13 protein-coding genes are annotated in these 19,555 nt (G+C 37.2%); 1 reads left to right on the forward strand and 12 read right to left on the reverse strand.

The window, feature by feature from the left end:
- Positions 1-277: 277 nt before the first annotated feature.
- The 8 genes from copB to IGL30_RS08695 all read right to left on the reverse strand — a co-directional run bounded on the left by copB (position 278) and on the right by IGL30_RS08695 (position 11,713).
- Positions 278-2,515 (reverse strand): copper/silver-translocating P-type ATPase CopB, encoded by a 2,238-nt coding sequence (copB, locus tag IGL30_RS08660; RefSeq protein WP_088745558.1) that lies wholly within the window; start codon positions 2,513-2,515, stop codon positions 278-280.
- Positions 2,516-2,543: 28 nt separating this feature from the next.
- Positions 2,544-4,727 (reverse strand): copper-translocating P-type ATPase CopA, encoded by a 2,184-nt coding sequence (gene copA / locus IGL30_RS08665; RefSeq protein WP_123874649.1) that lies wholly within the window; start codon positions 4,725-4,727, stop codon positions 2,544-2,546.
- Positions 4,727-4,936, reverse strand: coding sequence for a copper chaperone CopZ (gene copZ / locus IGL30_RS08670; protein ID WP_010718490.1), 210 nt, complete (start codon positions 4,934-4,936; stop codon positions 4,727-4,729). The genes copA and copZ overlap by 1 nt, the downstream gene beginning before the upstream one ends.
- Positions 4,937-4,952: 16 nt before the next feature.
- Positions 4,953-5,390, reverse strand: coding sequence for a CopY/TcrY family copper transport repressor (locus IGL30_RS08675; protein WP_010718491.1), 438 nt, complete (start codon positions 5,388-5,390; stop codon positions 4,953-4,955).
- 73 nt (positions 5,391-5,463) lie between these two features.
- Entirely contained in the window at positions 5,464-6,003 is a 540-nt protein-coding gene (locus IGL30_RS08680; RefSeq protein ID WP_088745559.1) for a topology modulation protein, read from the reverse strand.
- 94 nt (positions 6,004-6,097) lie between these two features.
- Positions 6,098-7,558 carry an APC family permease gene (locus tag IGL30_RS08685; RefSeq protein WP_010718493.1) on the reverse strand — a complete coding sequence of 487 codons (1,461 nt, stop codon included), beginning with the start codon at positions 7,556-7,558 and terminating at the stop codon, positions 6,098-6,100.
- A 530-nt stretch (positions 7,559-8,088) separates the two neighbouring features.
- The gene (locus IGL30_RS08690) at positions 8,089-10,149 is read right to left on the reverse strand and encodes a heavy metal translocating P-type ATPase (RefSeq protein ID WP_034700865.1); all 2,061 of its coding nucleotides are present in this window, start codon (positions 10,147-10,149) and stop codon (positions 8,089-8,091) included.
- Positions 10,150-10,534: 385 nt separating this feature from the next.
- Positions 10,535-11,713 carry a carbohydrate binding domain-containing protein gene (locus IGL30_RS08695; protein ID WP_375371675.1) on the reverse strand — a complete coding sequence of 393 codons (1,179 nt, stop codon included), beginning with the start codon at positions 11,711-11,713 and terminating at the stop codon, positions 10,535-10,537.
- A gap of 314 nt (positions 11,714-12,027) precedes the next feature.
- On the opposite strand from IGL30_RS08695, the gene IGL30_RS08700 reads away from it, so the two are divergent.
- Positions 12,028-13,497, forward strand: a complete 1,470-nt coding sequence (locus IGL30_RS08700) for a MarR family transcriptional regulator (RefSeq protein ID WP_260221359.1) — start codon at positions 12,028-12,030, stop codon at positions 13,495-13,497.
- Positions 13,498-13,578: 81 nt separating this feature from the next.
- On the opposite strand, the gene asnS is transcribed toward IGL30_RS08700, so the two are convergent.
- The 4 genes from asnS to IGL30_RS08720 form a co-directional block, all read right to left on the reverse strand.
- A complete protein-coding gene (gene asnS, locus IGL30_RS08705) occupies positions 13,579-14,877 on the reverse strand; it encodes an asparagine--tRNA ligase (RefSeq protein WP_010718497.1) in 1,299 nt (432 codons plus the stop codon).
- A 36-nt stretch (positions 14,878-14,913) separates the two neighbouring features.
- The gene (locus tag IGL30_RS08710; protein WP_088745561.1) at positions 14,914-16,104 is read right to left on the reverse strand and encodes a pyridoxal phosphate-dependent aminotransferase; all 1,191 of its coding nucleotides are present in this window, start codon (positions 16,102-16,104) and stop codon (positions 14,914-14,916) included.
- A 19-nt stretch (positions 16,105-16,123) separates the two neighbouring features.
- Entirely contained in the window at positions 16,124-16,645 is a 522-nt protein-coding gene (locus IGL30_RS08715; RefSeq protein WP_010718499.1) for a DUF5590 domain-containing protein, read from the reverse strand.
- 77 nt (positions 16,646-16,722) lie between these two features.
- Positions 16,723-19,503 carry a helicase C-terminal domain-containing protein gene (locus tag IGL30_RS08720; protein WP_123874646.1) on the reverse strand — a complete coding sequence of 927 codons (2,781 nt, stop codon included), beginning with the start codon at positions 19,501-19,503 and terminating at the stop codon, positions 16,723-16,725.
- Positions 19,504-19,555 lie beyond the last annotated feature (52 nt).

Raw genomic sequence — 19,555 nt, forward strand, 5'->3', positions numbered from 1 at the left:
GTCACACATTGAACTGTGCAAAATTTCGTACAATGGGAACAACTATGGTTACTGATTATTTCTTGAATCCCTCTCTCAACTTTTCTCCTGCCATTTTTTCTTTTCATTTTGTCTACATAAATAAAAAAGACAATCTTTAGCGACCTTTGCTAAAATTGATTCGCTGAAAAATAGCTGCTTGCCAGTTTTCATTTGAATAAATTTGCTTGTGTTTGTCCTTAAAGATTGTCTTTTTTCTATTTTTACACTCACTCGTTAATCAAGTAACGTTAACAACTTATTTTAAAGTTAGGGCGTTGAGCGCAACGACCACTGTACTTAGTGACATCAAGACTGCTCCCACTGCTGGGCTTAAAATAAGTCCGATCGGTGCTAAGATTCCTGCTGCTAAAGGAATAGCAATAATATTATATCCAGCGCCCCACCAAAGATTTTGGATCATTTTTCTTCTCGTTTCTTTTGCTAATTCTAAGAAATGCAAGATATCTTTGGGGTCACTGTTCGTTAAGACAACATCTGCAGAATCAATCGCAATATCAGTTCCTGCTCCGATTGCCATACCTATCGTTGCCCGTGCTAAGCTTGGCGCATCATTGATGCCGTCACCAACCATGATCACTTTTTTTCCTTGATCAAGATATCTTTGAACGATCGCCTCTTTGTCATCTGGCAGTAGACCACCGTAATATTCATTGATTCCAAGATATTCCGCTACTGCTTGGGCTGCTTTGGGGTTATCCCCAGTCAACATGACTGGGATAATATTTTTTTCTTTGATCGCTTGGATAAACTCTTTTGCTTCTGGTTTAATGACATCTCCTAGAGCAATCACAGCCACTAATTTATCTGAAACTACTAAAAAGCTGACAGTGTTTCCTTGAGCTTCATAGTTTTTTAATCGTTCAGGGTCGATTTTTAGTCCTAAACGTTTTGCTTCTTTTTCATTAATAATTTTAACATCTTTGTCTTCCACAGTTGCTTCTAAACCAACACCTGCTAAATTTTTTTGTTCCTGTGCTTGATAAGGAGTTATCTTTTTTTCTTTTAAATAATTCATTATCCCAATCGCTAAAGGATGATTTGCATGTGCTTCTAAAGCACCGATATATTTCAAGATTTCTTCTTCTTGATAAGCTTCATCTAAAATCTCAATACCAGTTACAGTAAATTTTCCTTGGGTCAACGTGCCTGTTTTATCTAACATGATCACATCTAGATCATTGGCTTGTTCCATCGCATTCCGATTTTTCAAAAGCAACCCATTTTTAGCTGCGATCGAAGTCGAACGAGCAACGACTAATGGAATCGCAAGTCCCAGTGCATGCGGACAAGCAATGATGAACACGGTGACCATTCGTTCTAGTGCATCTGGTAGATTTGCTAGGAAGAGCCAAGCAATAAAGGCGATGATCCCAACTACTAAAGCCACATAAAATAACCATTTTGCTACTTTATCTGATAGAAACTCTAATTTAGATTTTTCTCCTTGGGCTTTTCGTACCATCTCCATTACTTTTGCAAGGTAACCATTTTCGCCAGTACCTGTTACAGTAATTTCAATTGTTCCGTCGCCATTAATTGATCCACCAATGACCGAATCGCCCACTTGCTTTTTAACCCCTTTGGATTCACCCGTAACAGCAGATTCATCAACAATGGTATGTCCTTTGTCGATCGTCCCATCCGTTGGCATCTTGTCTCCAGCACGAACAATTAGACGATCACCTTCATGGACTTCTTTTAAAGAGACGGTTTCTTCAGTTCCGTCTTTTTTCAATCGTTTTACCGATTCAGGTAATAATTCTGCTAATTTTTGTAAAGCATCGCTGGCATTAGAGACTGCATTCATTTCGATCCAATGTCCCAATAACATGATTACGATTAACGTTGCTAATTCCCAGAAAAAATCCATGACATGTGTATGGGGGTTGATGAGGTTGGCTATAAAAGAATACACACTATAAACATATGCGACGGTAATCCCCATAGCAATCAGTGTCATCATTGCTGGACTTTTTTGTTTCAGTTCCATTTTGGCTCCGCTTAAGAATGGTTGTCCGCCATAAATAAATAAAACCGTTGCAAGAATCAACACCACCCAATTAGAACCAGGAAACGTCACTTGAAAAGGAAAAGACATCCCCATCATCGGTGAAAAAAGAATAATCGGAATCGCTAAAATCAGAGAAAGCCAAAATTTTTGCTTAAAGTTCCCCATGTGCATAGAATGATCCATTCCACCCATATTTTCATGACCCATGTGGCTATGATTCATTCCACTCATATCTTCATGATCCATATGGCTATGATCCATTCCGCTCATGTGTCCATGGTCCATCTGTTGGTGCCGTTCCATGTGTCCATGCGTATGGTGTTGATCCATAATTTCCATTTTTCCATGTTCCTGTAAATTATTCTTGGTATTCGTTTGTTCTACAGTTATTTTTTCCTCAGGATTCTTTCCAATAGCGCCCTTTTTATTTGTTTCATTCTCAGGATCTATTCCATTATTCATCTTTTTCCTTCCTTTCCTCTGAAACGATTTATTTGATCGTTTTTCGATTTAAGCTTAAAGAATTCAATAATACACTGATTGAACTAAAGGCCATTGCGCCACCAGCAATGATTGGGTTTAAAAAACCAAAGGCAGCAAAAGGAATCCCGATCGTATTATAAATGAATGCCCAAAACAAATTTTGTTTGATTTTTTTTAATGTGGCAGCTGATAAAGAAATCATTTGATTGATAGAAGTTAAATGACTATTCATTAATGTCACATCGGCTGTTTCCATCGCAATATCGGTTCCACTTCCCATTGCAATCCCAACATCTGCTAAAGCTAGCGCTGGGGCATCATTGATTCCATCACCGACCATGCCAACTTTCTTTCCAGCTTTCTGTAGTTTTTCTACATAGTTGGCTTTTTCTTCAGGTAAAACTTCTGCAAAGATATGGTCGGAATCAATTCCTACTTGTTTGCCGATTGCTTGAGCGGCTCGTTGATTATCTCCCGTAACCATAAACACATCTACACCTTTTTGTTGTAGTTGCTCGATTGCTTGTTTTGCATCTTCTTTGATTTGATCAGCAACGGCAATCATTCCAAGAACCTGTTCTTCGTTGGCTAAAAACATCACTGTTTTCCCTGCCTGTTCTAATTCTAACGCCTGTTCTTGAAATTCATCAAATGAAAGGTTCATTTCAGCTAGTCTCTTTCTAGTCCCAGCAAAATAATGAACACCGTTGATCGTTCCACTGATTCCTGCACCAGGATGAGCAACAAAATCAGTGATTGGCTGAGTTTTTGCACCGACTTTTGTACCATAAGCAACAATAGCTTTTCCTAAAGGATGTTCAGAAGCATGTTCAAGGGAATAGAAAAGGGAAATGATCTCTTTGGGACCGATGACATCTGTTACTTCTGGTCGGCCTTGTGTAATCGTTCCAGTTTTATCCAAAATAATACTATTTAGATGAGCGGCTCCTTCTAACGCTTCGCCACCTTTGATCAATATCCCATTATGAGCACCGACTCCTGTTCCTACCATGATGGCAGTTGGTGTTGCTAAACCAAGCGCACAGGGGCAAGCAATGACCAAAACGGACACACTATGAAGTAATGCTAACTGCCAATCCTTCGTGAGCCATCCTGTAACTAATAGTGTCACCAATGCTAAAAACAAAACGATCGGTACGAAAATCCCTGAAATCTTGTCAGCAATTTGTTGGATCGGTGCTTTACTTCCTTGAGCATCTTCCACCATTTGGATGATTTGTGCCAACACCGTATCTTTTCCTATCTGAGAAACTTGTATTTGGATCAATCCATTGGTATTGATCGTTCCACCAAAAACCATATCTTTTTCTTTTTTCTCAACAGGTACACTTTCTCCTGTCAACATGCTTTCATCCAATGCACTAGCGCCAGCAATGATCCGTCCATCTGTAGGTACTTGTTCACCAGGACGAATCACTAAGATGTCATCAATCATGACCTCCTCAATTGCAATCGTCTCTTCTTTGCCATCTCTTAAAACTTGTGCTGTTTTTGTCTGAAGGGACATCAACTGTTTGATGGCATCGCCTGTTTTACTTTTTGCTGTATGTTCTAAATACTTTCCAAGTAAAATCAAGGTAATGATCATACTGCTACTTTCAAAATAAAGATCATGGGAATGGCTAGGGAAAAAACCATTATAAATGCTTAATGCGAAGGCTGCAGATGTTCCAATCGCAACTAAGACATCCATATTCGGTGCCTTAGTTTTTAATGCATGATAGGCTCCTTTATAAAAGCGCCAACCTACATAAAATTGCACAGGCAAAGCAAAGAGCAACTGCACAAGAGACAGATGGAAGAACGACACAATTGGTCCATGACTTCCAAGCATCATGGCAATCATTGCTAACATCAAGGGTAAAGTCAAGATCGCACTAAAGATAAGATCAAACTTCATTTTTCTTAAATAGGTTTGTTTCTCCTCAGCAATTTTTTGTTTATGCGCTTCGTCATATAAAATTGCCCCATAGCCGATATTTTCGACACTTTTGATCAATCTTTCTGTAGTAGTGTCGGTATATTTCACACTTGCCTTTTCAGTGGCTAAATTGACAGTAGCAGACATGACACCAGGTTGTTCATTTAGTTCTTTTTCGATTCGAGCAGAACAATTCGCACATGTCATTCCAGTAATGACAAATGTTTCCATTTTGGTATTCGTTGCCATCAAATCACCTCTGCTTGATAGCCTAATTCATTGATTGCTTGACAAATCTCTGTCGCTTGAACATTTGCTTCATCAAATTTCACAACGGCTTTTTCTTTTTTCAGCTGAACTTTTACTTTTTTGACACCACTGATTCTTCCGACCGCTTCTTCAATCCGAGCCACACAATGGTTGCAACTCATCCCTTTAACTGAAAATTCTTGTTTCATTCTTGTTTCCTCCTTATTACTGTTTCTTACATTCACATTGGCCAGGTATACAATTACATTCAATCGTTTCGACTGGCTCTTTTTTATTGAGTTGTTTCATGATCTGCTGAATATCTTCTTGGGTCAATGTCGCTTCTTCAACCAAATCAGCAATTGTCGCACCGACTCTTTTTGCACAAATATGTGAAAAGAGATTTTCAGTAGCACTTCGAACGGTTTCCATCTCGGAAACAGCTGGATGATAAATAAATTTCTTTCCCTCTTGTTCAGTCCAAAGCGCTTCTTTTTTCACCAAACGCCCTAGAAGGGTTTTAACAGTTGCTACTTTCCAATCCATCGAATCAGCTAATATCTGAGTGATTTGTTGGGCATTTGCTTGACCTAAAGTCCAGATAACTCGCATGACTTCCCATTCAGAATCACTGATTTTAATTAATACTCTCTTTTCTTCCATTGGTTTTCCACCTCCATCGATTACATTTGTAAACTTAACTTCGATAATAGATTACAACTGTAATCGTAAATTGTCAAACAATGGGCTTATTTTTTTTCAACTGGTTAATATACTTTTGTCGATCACGTTTATTATCTAAAATGAGTAACTTATTTTTTACTTGCAATGTATCAATCAGTTGGAAGATTCGAGGTTCATTCTTTCGCTTAAAACGCCAAACAAAACACAAAAAATCCAAGTATTCTTTATCCAACTTTTCAGTAAAGTCATTAGGCATGTCAGGTCTGGTCGCACGATCTCGCTTTCTTTTTAAAGTTCGTTTGATGACACGAGCCATTGCAAGATACGTTGGCACTCGTAATAAGATGATTTGATCTGCTTCTTGCAGTCTCTTCCTAGCAGTAGCAAGATAGTTTCCTTCGATGATCCAGTTCTCATGTTTAGCCATAAAGTTTTCTTGCTCTAGTTGAAACCAAACTTGTGCCTTTTCACTATAATCTGTACCATGCCATAAAAAATCTAAGGGTAAAAGAGGAATCTTTGCCGTTTCTTGAATAGTTCTTGCCAGTGTCGATTTTCCAGAGCCACTTTGTCCTAAAATTACTATCTTCATCTTATTCCTCCTCCACTCAAAACTTTTTCTTTTTTTATTTATGATAACATGAGGCACAAAAAAAGAGAGAAACGATCGTTTCTCTCTCAACTCATTATGTTTCAATCAATGTTTCTTTTACATTTTTATTTTTATCACGACGGGCAATCGCTGGTAAGATCATTCCCAACATGATCAAAATAATTGGTGTAACGACATTTGAGATCAACTGGAACCACCAAGCTTTAGGATCAGCCGCATACTCGACTTTGGGAACCATTCCCAGAATACAAGCAAAAGCGGTAAAGGCAAAACACCAAGCACCGAAAATAAAACCAACCTTTGGATTCTTCACGAATTTATACTCAGAAGTAAATTTCTTGTAAGCTTTATTCAACATCATATACGCTAAGAATACCCATAAATAACGCATAGGCATTACTACTGAATTTAGATTAGTCAACCATTTCACTAATTCGTTCATGTCTTTGATTCCAAAAATGGGTAGTAAAATGATGATGCTAACTAAAATCCCAGTCAATAAATAGCCATTGACGAGTGTTCCTTTATTGCTTCGTTTACGTAACCATGAAGGAACAAATTCTGGATCTGCATCTGCTAATAAAATTTTCAGCGGTGCATCGATTGAGAAGGCTAATGCGGAAATTTGACCAACCATATTTGTCAAAGCATAGATGATCATCAACGAATTACCAATGCCATAATAGTTGCCTAGGATTTGGAAAGCACTGTAAGCACCATTTGCCATTAAGTCTTTCGGAATATTGTCACTCGCAAATAACATTCCCATCGCTACAGAACCTAAAACCGCACAAACACCAACCATTGCAGCCAAGAAAATCATTCCTTTTGGAAATTCTTTGGCTGGATTTCTTGTGGAATTGACATAAGGAGAGATTTTTTCTGCCCCACCTACTGCAAATACAAGCATCGAAACGGTCGTAAAATAGCTAAAGTCAAATGTCGGGATGTATGTTTTGACCTGATTCATTCCTGTAGTAGCAAATTCCATATCAGTAGTAATAAATGGAGCTGTTACTGCCATCAAAATAAATAAAAGTGACATGACAAACATCGCAGTTCCTGCTAATCCACCAATGACCTTCAATGTGGATAATCCTTTTGTAGAAAGATACAAGAAGGCTAAGAAAATTACTAAGGAAATCACTGCTACCATTTGAACAGTCATTGTGTTAACAATATTTCCATTTCCTTGAACTGCCCATCCAGCAGCAATCAAAATTGCCTGAGGTTTTTGTGCAAGATAAGGAATGTGGACGACCCAATAAGTCCATGCAGCATAGTATGCCAACCGTTTATTTGATGTCGTATTTTCGACCCAAGAGCTGACGCCACCTTTACTGTCTTTAAATGCGGAACCAAGTTGTCCTACGATCAAGGCATAAGGGATAAAATAAATAGCAAGAATCAATAGCCAAGAAGTAACAACTGAGATTCCTTGTTGCGCATAGTTGTTTACTACATTCCCCATGCCCCAAACCATGTTGAAAGCAATGAGTGCTACGGTAAACCAACGTAGTTGTTTATCGTTCATCTGTTTTCTCCTTTTAAATTTTTTTAAATAAAATATTTATCTATTTACAATCATAAACAAATTCTTATCTATTTACAATAGTTCGTTATTTTATGTGTGTATATTTTTAATTTTCCCACACTATTTTTCCATCTTTTTATCATTTTACACAAGATAACACCTTATATAAATTAGTTAATCCCTTTCAAACTGAAGGATGTAAAAGAATTTTCAAAAAATTAGATCAAACAGTTATTTTAATATGCTTACTTTCTAATCAAAAAACAACAATAGGTAGTACAATTCAAAAATCGTCGCTTTTACATAAAAAAAGAAATTCCCCTTTCATCCGAACAGTCATCAAGCTGACGAATAAAGGAAAATTTCTTTTCTATTGATCAATAACAAACAAAATACACCTATAGAACTTCATTTTAAACACGCATATAAATAGTTTGGTTAAAGATTTTCACTTATTTTCTGATAATCCTACTCCGTAGGCAAGAAAAGTTCACTTTAACGATGCTTGTGTTTAGATCAACAGTCGATCGTTAGAGTTTTAAACATCTCATAGCGTTTAAGACTGCTAGTACAGTGACACCTACATCAGCAAATACGGCATCTCCCATTGTGGCGATCCCGAATGCGCCTAAAATTAAGACAACACTTTTGATCCCGATTGCAAAGATAATATTTTGTTTAACGATTTTCAACGTTTTTCTTGATAAGCGAATAGCATCTGCGATTTTTCCAGGTTCATCATTCATGATCACTACATCAGCCGCTTCGATTGCTGCATCACTTCCAAGACCTCCCATCGCTATTCCGACATCAGCTCTAGCTAACACAGGTGCATCATTGATTCCGTCACCAACAAACGCAGTCTTTTGCGATGCGTTCGTGAGGATTTGCTCTAATTTAGCCACTTTGTCTTGCGGTAAGAGCTCGCTATAGACCGTATCGATTCCTAATTCATTTCCAATATGTGTCGCAATTGCTTGTGCGTCCCCGGTAAGCATCACAGTTTGTTTAACTCCAAGTTTTTTTAGTTTTTGTAAAGCTGCTTTTGCATCTTCTTTGATGGAATCTGCAATCACTATGCTTCCAACATACTGTTGATCAATTGCCACATATACTAAGGTACCAACTGCTTGATTGACTGGAAAGGCTATATTGTATCGAGTGAAAAGTTTATGATTTCCTACTAAGACTACTTTCCCATCCACAACTGCCTTGATTCCTTCGCCTAAAACTTCTTCCATTTGATCCGTGGGTAATAATGCCCCTTCATAATCAGCTAAAATTGCTTGTGCAATCGGATGTGTCGAATATTGTTCTACACTTGCAACATATTGCATGAATAAAGGTTCAACCATAGTAGTTTCAATTGATTGAACAGAAAAATCACCTTTTGTCAGAGTTCCTGTTTTGTCAAAAACCATGGTGTCTGTATGAGCTAATAATTCAAGGTAATTACTACCCTTCACTAATACACCCATTTTACTAGCTCCACCAATCCCTCCAAAAAAGCTTAAAGGTACCGAAATTACTAAAGCACAAGGACACGAAATCACTAAGAACGTCAAAGCTCGGTAAATCCATTCATCAAATCCTGTATTTGGTAACACAAGTGGTGGTAAAATGGCTAATAAAACAGCTAATACTACTACCACTGGCGTGTAGTAACGAGCAAATTTAGTGATGAAATTTTCTGCTGGTGCCTTTTTACTACTTGCATTTTCTACTAATTCGAGCAATTTACTAATGGTTGAGTTTTGATAATTTTTTTCTACTTCAACAACTAATGGTTGATTGATATTGATAAAACCACTTAATACTGACTCTCCTTCAAAAACTTCTTTTGGAACCGATTCTCCCGTTAATGCAGAAGTGTCAACTAATGACTGCCCACTGATGACTTTCCCATCTAATGGTACTCGTTCTCCTGGTTTGACAAAAACATGCTCCCCAATCATTACTCTTTCTGGCTGGGTTGTCACCAATCCAGCTTCTGTTTCAACATGAGCCACTTCTGGTCGAATCTCCATCAATGCACGTATCGATTTTCTTGATTGGTTGACTGCAAAGCCTTGGAAATATTCACCTACTTGATAAAACAACATGACCGCTACTGCCTCTGGATATTCACCAATCAACATCGCACCGATCGTTGCGATTGCCATCAAAAAATTTTCATCAAACAATTGACCTCTCGTAATGTTTAATGCAGCTTGTTTAATAACATCAAAACCAATAAATAAATAGACAAGTAAAAATCCAATAAAACGAATCGGTTCAGCTGGAGCCCAAATAAACAAGCCTAATAAGCCAATAGCTGATAGGACAATACGAATCAGATCCTTTTTTTCTTCATTTAATGTCGAAGTCACTTCTTCCATCTCTTTTACCTCAACTTCTGGTTCTAATTCCTTGATCACTTTTCTAGTTTCAGTTTCGATTTCACCTATCTTATCCTGATCTGCGTCAATCGTTAATTTACCTACAGCAAAGTTAACATTTGCTTGCTTTACCCCATTGATTTCGTTGATTCTTTTTTCGATTTTCATTGCACAGTTTGCGCAATCCAATCCTTCTAATCGATAGCTTTTCATGCTCTGACCTCCTCACTTTAAACATGAACGTTTATTCATGTATAATTATATATGAGTGGTCACTCATTTGTCAAACTAATACTTCTTCTATTTTTTATCAATCAAAAAAGCATTACCTTTACAATAAAAAAAGCGACTCATAAAGTGAAAACCATATCATCCATTTTAAGAGTACAGGAGTGTCACAAATAAAAAAGAACTGAACAACGGAATCTACACTTGTCCTTACCCGAACTAATCCATACCTAATAGCTATCTTATCAGCAATAAAAAAAATAAGCATTTCTCCTATTTGATTAAAACTCCCCCACTAGCCAAACGAGTGAGGGAGTTTTTTTATTGTTGTCGTATCTCTTCATCCTAAGCGATATCTATTTTACTGGGATTATTCCACTTCTATAGTCGCTAGTAGTTGTTGGAAACTATTCGTAGTACTTGTTCCTGGTCGATTACCTACTAATTTAATTGAAATGATATCGCCAGCAACCACGCCTTTACCGTAAGTCACCCGAACGGTCTCATTCATTTTTTTGACTGATGAATAGTAAGCTTTTCCTTTATAAGTTTCCGCGATATATGCATCATTTTTATAAAGTACGATTCGATTGTCTTGCTCAAATATTTCTCGATCAATATCCATCACTACTTTATTTCCAACTACTTGAATATCTTTCACGATCTGATCATATTCAGTCGCTGCTGATTCCAATTTTTTCTCTACTACATGGGTTTCTAACAATACTTTACCTGCAGAGCTTTGACCAGGTGATCCAGGCGCTAAATAAACTTCAATTTTTTCACCTTTGTTGCCTTCAAACCCACGACGTATCTTTACCAGTTCGTCTGTTATCTCTTTGTAAGAGTAGTAAGCTTTACCATTATACGTTTCAAAATAATAGTTACCATCCAAATAAACCATCAGGCGTTGTTTGATATTAAATTGTTCTGGCGTTAAGTTTAAGTAGATATATGGTTGGTGACTTTCTACTCCAACAGATAACAAAGTATTTTGTGATATGTCATCTTCTGATTGGATATCGATATTTTTAAAAGTTGCCCAACCATTTCCCGTAGAAGAAAAACGGATAATATATGTATTGTCTTTTTCTGGTGTCGTAAAAGTAAACGAATGTCTTTCCCATTGTTCATTATTATGTGCCGATTCTTGTAAAGAAACAAATTTTTCTCCGTGATTCAATGTACCAAACTCGACTTTACTCGGAAAATTTTTGCTTCCCGCAGCTTCATAAGAAAATGTGTAGGTCGTATTGGGTTGTAATTTCACATATTGATGGATATTTTCGCCCAACATTGCTTTCACATAAGAAACCCCATTTTCAGTTACCAGTGTTGGATTGTTCGATTCTGGGTTTGACACGATCCAATGATCTAAACCAGCGCTAAAATCCCCATTACTGATAATCGAGTCCTCAACCACTTCTTTCAAGTTATCACTGATAGTAATAGCTTCCTTACCTATGGTTGTTGCATGTACGCCTATAGAAGTTCCTAAAGACAGACAGGCAATACTTGCGACAAATACCTTCTTCATGTTATTTTTCATTCTATTTTCCCCCACTAATTGATTTCTGCTGTTACGATTAGGTAACGAGACTCATTCTATATTATCTCTGGAGATACTCTTTTATTTGCCTTGAATTTTCATGAACATTTTATTTTAAAGATCCTTTTTTACACAAAAAAAGAAATAAATCGCCAAATTCCCATTTTTCATCTCTCTATTTAGCAATCCTGCTAATGTTTACTAATTTTTTGGAATTGTCCATAATTTTTTTTCCAAAAAAAGAAATTATCATTGCCGATAGCAGCTATTTCATTAGTACAATCCTTATAACGAGTAAGGAGGTTCCAACCAAGATGAGAGCGATATTATCCAAAAAACATTATATCCAATTAATTATTTTAGAAACATATTTAGCAAATGGACAAGTGACCGTTCAACAACTAGAAGAAACAACCCAAGCAACCAAGCAAACGATTCTTAAACAATTGAATGAGCTGGAAAATCGTGGCTTTTTTCAAGTGGAAAAGAAAAAAGATCATTTATTGCTGAGAAAAAATAAACCAATCAGCTATAGTGAAGTATACAGTTATATTTATCAAGATTCTGTACAGATTCAATTTATTTCTCTGGTTTTTTCTTGTCCGTTTATAACAACTTCGGAAATTTTAAAAAAACTAAAAATCAGTAAATCTCAATTTCGCCGTATCAAAAAACAAGTAGCTGATTTTTTGAACTGCCATGATATTTGTCTGACTGACTCTCCTTTCTACTTTACAGGAGATTCATCTAAACTATATCAGTTTTTTTATGTCTTTTTTTCAGAAAAATATCACGCTAATACTCAATATATTCTTCCGAAAGAACAATTAATTCTTGATCAACTGTTGCAAGCATTTACCGAATTGCCCAACTTCTCTACTTCTCGAGAACAACAACGATTAAGTAGCTGGATCTGGGTGATTATTAAGCTTAGTGTCCATATCCAAAAATCAACGACTTATTATAAATCAGCGGATAAAAATGCAATATCCTCAGCAACTTTACCATTTGATGATTCACGAATCGTCATTGATTATGCACACTTCAAAGAAGTATTCAAGCTTTCATATACGGGTGTCGTCCAATCAAATCTCTTAACATTTCAGTCAATGATGAAAGAACCAAAGCTTTCACTAGAAATGCAAGGGAAAAAGCAATCCTTGATTCAGTTGACAACTGAACTCTACCAGCTATTTGGAGAAAATAAAGAAATTGAGCTCCATTATTCGATCGATCAATCACTAACTTTGTCTGGAAAAATCAAATATTTGTTAAATGATCAAAAAAAAAGATTTGTGATTGAATTTTTTAAGCAAAATGGGCGCTTTTCTGCCCATACTGCTAACCGACTGTTACAAAAATTGATCACTTTCAGAAATGAAATAAATGATGATCCTTTATTTTATGAATGGCTCTATCTTACAATTATCTATGATAAACACTTAAAGGAACTTATTAGAAAAAATCAACAGAAGAAAAAAATTGGTCTTGCTTTTACCTACGACCAAGTACATAGTGAATTACTGATTACGCTTCTTAAAACGAAATTGAATGAGTACGCAGTTTTTGAGATCATTGATGTCCAAGATTCTGTAATGAACGAGCAAAATGCAGATTCCATCGATTACTGGATTTCTAATATTCCAATAGCTCCTCAGAAAAACTGGCTACTTTTAGACAATTATCCTTCGCTAAAAGAGATTCGTACCTTAGAATTGCTTCTTCAGCAATCAACGATCCAACCATTAATCGAAGCTTTAAAAAAGCCATTACCAACTGACTAAGTTATAAAAAAACTGCAGAAAGTTAACCTCCTAAGAGGCCACTTTCTGCATTTTTTTGTGGTTGAACCAGCTATTTCATTTTTATGGATAGATACGGTTCAACAAACGTGGGAATGGAATTGCTTCACGCACATGGTCGATACCTGCGATCCAAGTAACTGTTCGCTCTAAGCCCAATCCAAATCCAGAATGTGGCACTGAACCATATTTACGCAAATCAAGATACCAAGAATATTCATTTTCGTCTAAACCATGATTTTTGATCTGTTCTAATAAGAATTCATAATCCGTTGCCCGTTCACTACCACCAATGATCTCACCGTATCCTTCTGGTGCGATCATATCGGCACAGATCACTACATCTTCACGAGTTGGATGTGGTTTCATATAGAAAGGTTTGATTGCTTTTGGATAATTCAAGATAAATACGGGTTGTTCAAATGAATTGGCAATGAATGTCTCATGCGGAGAACCAAAATCATCGCCCCACTCAATATCATCAAACCCATTTTTCTTCAATAATTCAATCGCATCATCATAAGAGATACGTGGGAATGGTAACTTCGTATAAGTTTTCAATACTTCTTTGTCTCGTTCCAAGACATCTAATGCGTAATCACAGTGATCCAATACATTTTGTACTAAGAAAGCAACATATTGTTCTTGGACCTCTAGACTTTCTTCTTGATGTGTAAATGCCATCTCAGGTTCAATCATCCAAAATTCGATCAAATGACGACGTGTTTTTGATTTTTCTGCACGGAATGTTGGACCAAAGGAGAATACTTTACCAAAAGCCATCGCTGCAGCTTCCATATATAATTGACCACTTTGTGATAAGTACGCTTTTTGGTCAAAATAGTTCGTTTCAAATAAGTCAGTCGTTCCTTCTGGTGCAGAACCAGTTAAAATTGGAGGATCGATTTTGACAAAGTTATGGTTATTAAAGAACTCATATGTTGCACGAATAATTTCATTTCTAATTTGCATGATTGCATGTTGTCTGGAAGAACGTAACCATAAATGACGGTGATCCATCAAAAAATCAGTTCCATGTTCTTTAGGTGTGATGGGATAATCATGACTTTCACTGACAACTTCGATTGTCTTAATCCCGATTTCGTAGCCAAATTTTGAACGGCTATCTTCACGGATTTCTCCGGTCAAGATGATTGATGTTTCTTGGTGAAGATTTTTCGCTAATTGAAATACTTCTTCTGGAACTTCACTTTTCACAACTACTCCTTGAAAATAAGCCGTTCCATCTCTTAGTTGTAGAAAAGCAATTTTTCCGCTTGAACGTTTATTTGCTACCCAAGCGCCAATCTTTACTGTTTCTCCTACATGATTTTTCGAATCAATGATTTGAATTGTTTCCACTTATGACTCTCCTTCGCTCTACCTTAATTATTAGGATTATATTTGACTTTTACTCTCAATAAATTGCGCAATACGTCGGACTGCTTCTTCCAAAGTTCCAAGATCCGTTGCATAACTTAATCGCACATTTTCTGGCGCACCAAACCCTTCACCAGTTACTAAAGCAACACCCGTTTCCTCTAATAGATCTTCTACCCACTTCGTGACATTCTCATAACCGCACATAGCCAACGTTTCTTTTACATTCGGAAACAAATAAAAAGCACCTTGTGGTTTATTAAGTGTCACTCCAGGTAAGTTTGAAACAAGTGGATATAAGATATTTAGGCGTTCTTCAAATGCCACGCGCATTTCTTCCACTGGATCTTGCTCACCAGTCAACGCTTCAATCGCAGCATATTGGCTGACTGCTGTTGAATTACTTGTTGATTGAGAAGCAATTGCAATCATCCCATCGATGATTTCTTGGTTCCCCAAAGCATAGCCGATTCTCCATCCCGTCATTGCATAAGTTTTTGAGACCCCATTGATGATGATCGTTTGCTTACGAATAGCTTCAGAGATTGTTGCAATTGGAGTAAACTCATTGCCATTATAAACTAAACGTCCATAAATATCATCTGCAACTATCAAAATATCATGTTTGACAGCCCATTCTCCGATTGCTTGCAGCTCTTTTTGATCATAGATCATTCCTGTCGGATTCGAAGGAGAATTGATGATCAATGCTTTCGTTTTAAGGGTTCGTGATGCTTCTAGCTGGGAAACAGTTATTTTAAATCCATTGTTTTCCTCGCCTTTAACAAATACCGGTCGACCTTCTGCTAATTTTACTTGCTCTCCATAACTTACCCAATAAGGTACTGGGATGATCACTTCATCTTCAGGATCTAAAATCGTCTGAAAAAGGGCATATAACGCAAATTTTGCACCATCCGTTACAATTGTTTGAGAAGGTTCATAGGTGATCCCATAGTACTCCTTGATATAATCGACAATTGCTTGGCGTAGTTCAGGAATCCCTGCGCTCGGCGTATAGTAACTTGCTTTGCCGTTTCTAATTGCCTGAACCGCCACTTCTTGGATATTTTCGGGCGTTGCAAAGTCAGGTTCTCCGACCGTTAGACTTAAGATATCTTTTCCTTGTGCTTTCAAAGCTTTTGCTTTTGCTGCTGCAGCAAGCGTCACAGAAGGTTCTAATTGTTGTACTCTTTTTGACAGCTTCATCCTACTCATCCTTTACAAATTATATTCCAGTGATAGTTTTTATTTCTTTCCCTGACTCGAAAGAAAGCAAATAATAATTGAATTGATCCTTTGAATTTTTTCCAACAACTTCCCAGACAGCTTGATTATCGTACATTCCTAGTGAAGCTTTTTCGATTTGGACTTCTGGATGAGCTTGAGCAATTTTTTCTTTTGCTTCTTGTTCAGTTATCCCATCTTTTTGAGCTAATACTTTGACCTTTTCGCCCGATTTAGGAATAATGACCGCAATTTCTTGTCCTTTATCGTTTTTACCAGTCAAAGAAAAGTAAGTATGATTCCGAGTAAACCAATAAAAGTGATCTGCTTCTTCAAGTCCTGCGTATTTTTTAGCAATCTCAATTGCTTCTTGTTTGGCTTGCATCCTTGGGCGGCTCGCACGTAAATAAAAAATCGAACTAAATACGATGATCGCTAATAAAGCGATAATCAACCCTAGTAATACATGATTAATTGTTTTTTCTTTCGGAGATTCTTGCTTTTGTTTTGATTGTTTCTTCAAGGATCGTCGCTCCTTTTATATTCGCTAAGTTTTATTATAGCAGATTTTTCATGCGAAAATAGATTGTCTGAAGAAGTTTATTCTTCGTTTTTCTTTAAGAATTTTGGGATATCTTTGCAAATATCGTCCAATGTTTCTTCTTTGATCGTAATATTCTTCGGTAAGGCCTGCAAGATCCGATTACTGTATTTCGCAGACAGTAATCGACGATCCAGAATCAATAAAACGCCTCGATCTTCTTCACCACGAATCAATCTTCCTAAGGCTTGTCTCAATTTTAAAGCAGCTTTAGGGATCGATTCTTGATAGAATGGGTTGATTCCTTCTGATTCAAGATAGGTATTCCTTGCCTTCACCATCGGTCGTAACGGATTGTCAAAAGGTAAGCGGGTAACCACGACAATCTGTAAAGCATCCCCCGGTAAATCCACACCTTCCCAAAAACTATCAGCTCCAAATAAAACACTCATTTCAGACAGCATGAATCGTTTCAACAATTTCTGTCGGCTACCGCCGATCCCTTGGGCTAAGATTTCCCGTCCATGCTCTAACATGGATAAATGAATCGCCTGATAAACTTTTTGTAAAATATCATGTGACGTAAACAAAACCAAGATTGGTCGCTTTTCTTGTAAGATCAATTGAGACAACGTCTGAGACAAATAGTCCACGTATTGTTGCTGATCAACTTGACTAATTGACGGTGCTTCTTTGGGTACATAGATACGGGCTTGTTTTTCGTAATCATAAGGAGATGCAATCACTTTCAATGGTGTACCTTCAATTCCTAAACGTTTCGCAAGATACTGACGATTCGGTCCCACTTTAAGCGTGCCGCCAATATATAAAATATGCGTGTAGCGCGGATACCAAACTGTTCTTTTCAGTGAGGCTGCCTTGAAATCGTGAAGATGAAAAATCGTTTGTTGCGCCGTTTTGTTGGGAACAAACCAATGGATCAAATTTTCATGCCAATCTTCCAGCCACTGTTCCATCAAAGTTGCTTGCTTTTCCATTTGATCGAATAATTGATAAAGAGTGGCTAAATCAATGCGCATTTGTTTCGTCCAGCTTTCTTGAATGATTGTCAAACTTAAGCGCATTTGGTCTTGTAGTTGTTTGATTTCACGATAAAATACATGGAGATGGTCAATTGCAAGGCTCGACTCAAAGGGTAACTGCGAAAGCATTTCTTGAGTAACCATCATTTCTTCTGGATACTGACCGTTTGTTTGCTTTGCCGCAAATTGATTCAGTCCTTCTGCCAGAAAAATTTGCGCTTCGTTAAGTGCGTTTAACTCCTCTTGGTAAATCTCTAACCAACGTTGAACTTCGTGGTTTTCTGATAAATACGCTTTGATCCGGTCAAACAAATGATCCGATTCGTTAAACTGTTGGATTTGTTTGAAAAAATACGCAATACTTAAGCGGCGATCATTGACTTTCTCTGCAATATCAGGCAAATGATGCGCCTCATCGATCAATAAATATGGACTCTCTGGTAACAATGGTCGCTTTCTTTGGGTTTCTTGGACTAAAAAGGCATGATTCACAATCAAAAAATTGCTTTGCTGGATCTTTCTCTCTAAAAAACGAACAAAATCTTGTGCATAAAACGGTTGATTTTTAGCTAAAAATGAAGTCCCCCGATGGGCAATCTCACTAAAGAGAAGATGATTCAAGTTGGTCAAATGCAATTCGTCTAAATCACCGGTTTTCGTTTGAGTCAACCAAACAAGGATTGCCATTTGGTAAAGTAAATATTGTTTTTGTTCTTTTGGCGCTTCAAGGGTCGCTTTGAACCTTTGCAAATCGATATAATGGCGATAACTTTTAATCACTGTTGCTTGAATCGGCTGATCCAACAATTGATTTAACAATGGGATATCTTTCTCCAAGATCTGCTGCTGGAGTACCAGTGAGACAGTACTGATGATCGCCGGCTTTTCAGGAGTGGCTAAATAGCTGAGTGGGAGTAGATACCCGATCGTTTTTCCCATTCCAGTAGCGGCTTCAATCATCAAATCTTTGGACTCATCTTTGGTAAAATGGTCGTATACTGCATTCATCAAGCGATTTTGTTCCTTACGATACATCAATGTTTTCCCAAATATCTTTTCTTTAGCTTGTTTCTTTCTAGGATAAACTTGCTCATTGTAATGAATGCTGGTATAAAGATCTACTTCTTTTTTTTGCAAAGCTAACCCATCGATTATCTCTAATTCTTCGTTTAACGGCTGAGGTTGTTCTCTCATCTCTTCCATCACACTTTGAATAAATCGACTTGTATCCATTCCAGTTTGCCCACTTAATGCATAAATGGCTTCTAATGTGACTAACGGTAAACGGCGCATCCGTTCTTCAATCAATAGAAGAAGTTGGGCAGTCACTTCGGCATCACTATCAGCTTGGTGTGGGTTTTCATGAATAAAGCCTAGACTCTCTGACAGATCAGCCAATCGAAAACTTGGCTCACTTGGCAAGAAGATTTGAGCTAATTCAACAGTATCGATGCCAGGAATCTTTAATCCCGGTGTTTGGCACCTTAATAGCTCCTGATTAAGAAAGTTATAATCAAAATAAATATTATGAGCAACAAAAATCGTATCCGCCAACAGATTATAGATGGTTGCGGCCACATCTTCAAAATAAGGTGCTTGTTGGACACGACGATTGGTAATTCCTGTCAGATGTTGGATTTGTTTGGAAATCTTGCGTCCGGGATTAATATCAATCGAAAAACGAGAAGTGATTCGACCACCTTCAATCATGACACATCCAAATTGGATAATGCGATCTTCTTTTGGATTTGTCCCAGTCGTTTCAATATCGACAACTGCATAAGTTTTTGATTTCAAATTTACTTCCTCTTCTCTTGCCTTTAAATGTTCTCTTGCGATTATACTACAA

The organism is Enterococcus sp. DIV1089c, from assembly GCF_050530965.1.
GTDB classification, from domain to species: domain Bacteria; phylum Bacillota; class Bacilli; order Lactobacillales; family Enterococcaceae; genus Enterococcus_B; species Enterococcus_B hirae.

Bases quoted from the DNA above. Each gene is read 5' to 3' on its own strand.
- IGL30_RS08675 (WP_010718491.1), bottom strand. From the start codon at position 5,390: ATGGAAGAAAAGAGAGTATTAATTAAAATCAGTGATTCTGAATGGGAA.
- IGL30_RS08690 (WP_034700865.1), bottom strand. From the start codon at position 10,149: ATGAAAAGCTATCGATTAGAAGGATTGGATTGCGCAAACTGTGCAATG.
- copA (WP_123874649.1), bottom strand. From the start codon at position 4,727: ATGGCAACGAATACCAAAATGGAAACATTTGTCATTACTGGAATGACA.
- copZ (WP_010718490.1), bottom strand. From the start codon at position 4,936: ATGAAACAAGAATTTTCAGTTAAAGGGATGAGTTGCAACCATTGTGTG.
- copB (WP_088745558.1), bottom strand. From the start codon at position 2,515: ATGAATAATGGAATAGATCCTGAGAATGAAACAAATAAAAAGGGCGCT.
- IGL30_RS08685 (WP_010718493.1), bottom strand. From the start codon at position 7,558: ATGAACGATAAACAACTACGTTGGTTTACCGTAGCACTCATTGCTTTC.
- IGL30_RS08700 (WP_260221359.1), top strand. From the start codon at position 12,028: ATGAGAGCGATATTATCCAAAAAACATTATATCCAATTAATTATTTTA.
- IGL30_RS08680 (WP_088745559.1), bottom strand. From the start codon at position 6,003: ATGAAGATAGTAATTTTAGGACAAAGTGGCTCTGGAAAATCGACACTG.
- IGL30_RS08710 (WP_088745561.1), bottom strand. From the start codon at position 16,104: ATGAAGCTGTCAAAAAGAGTACAACAATTAGAACCTTCTGTGACGCTT.
- IGL30_RS08695 (WP_375371675.1), bottom strand. From the start codon at position 11,713: ATGAAAAATAACATGAAGAAGGTATTTGTCGCAAGTATTGCCTGTCTG.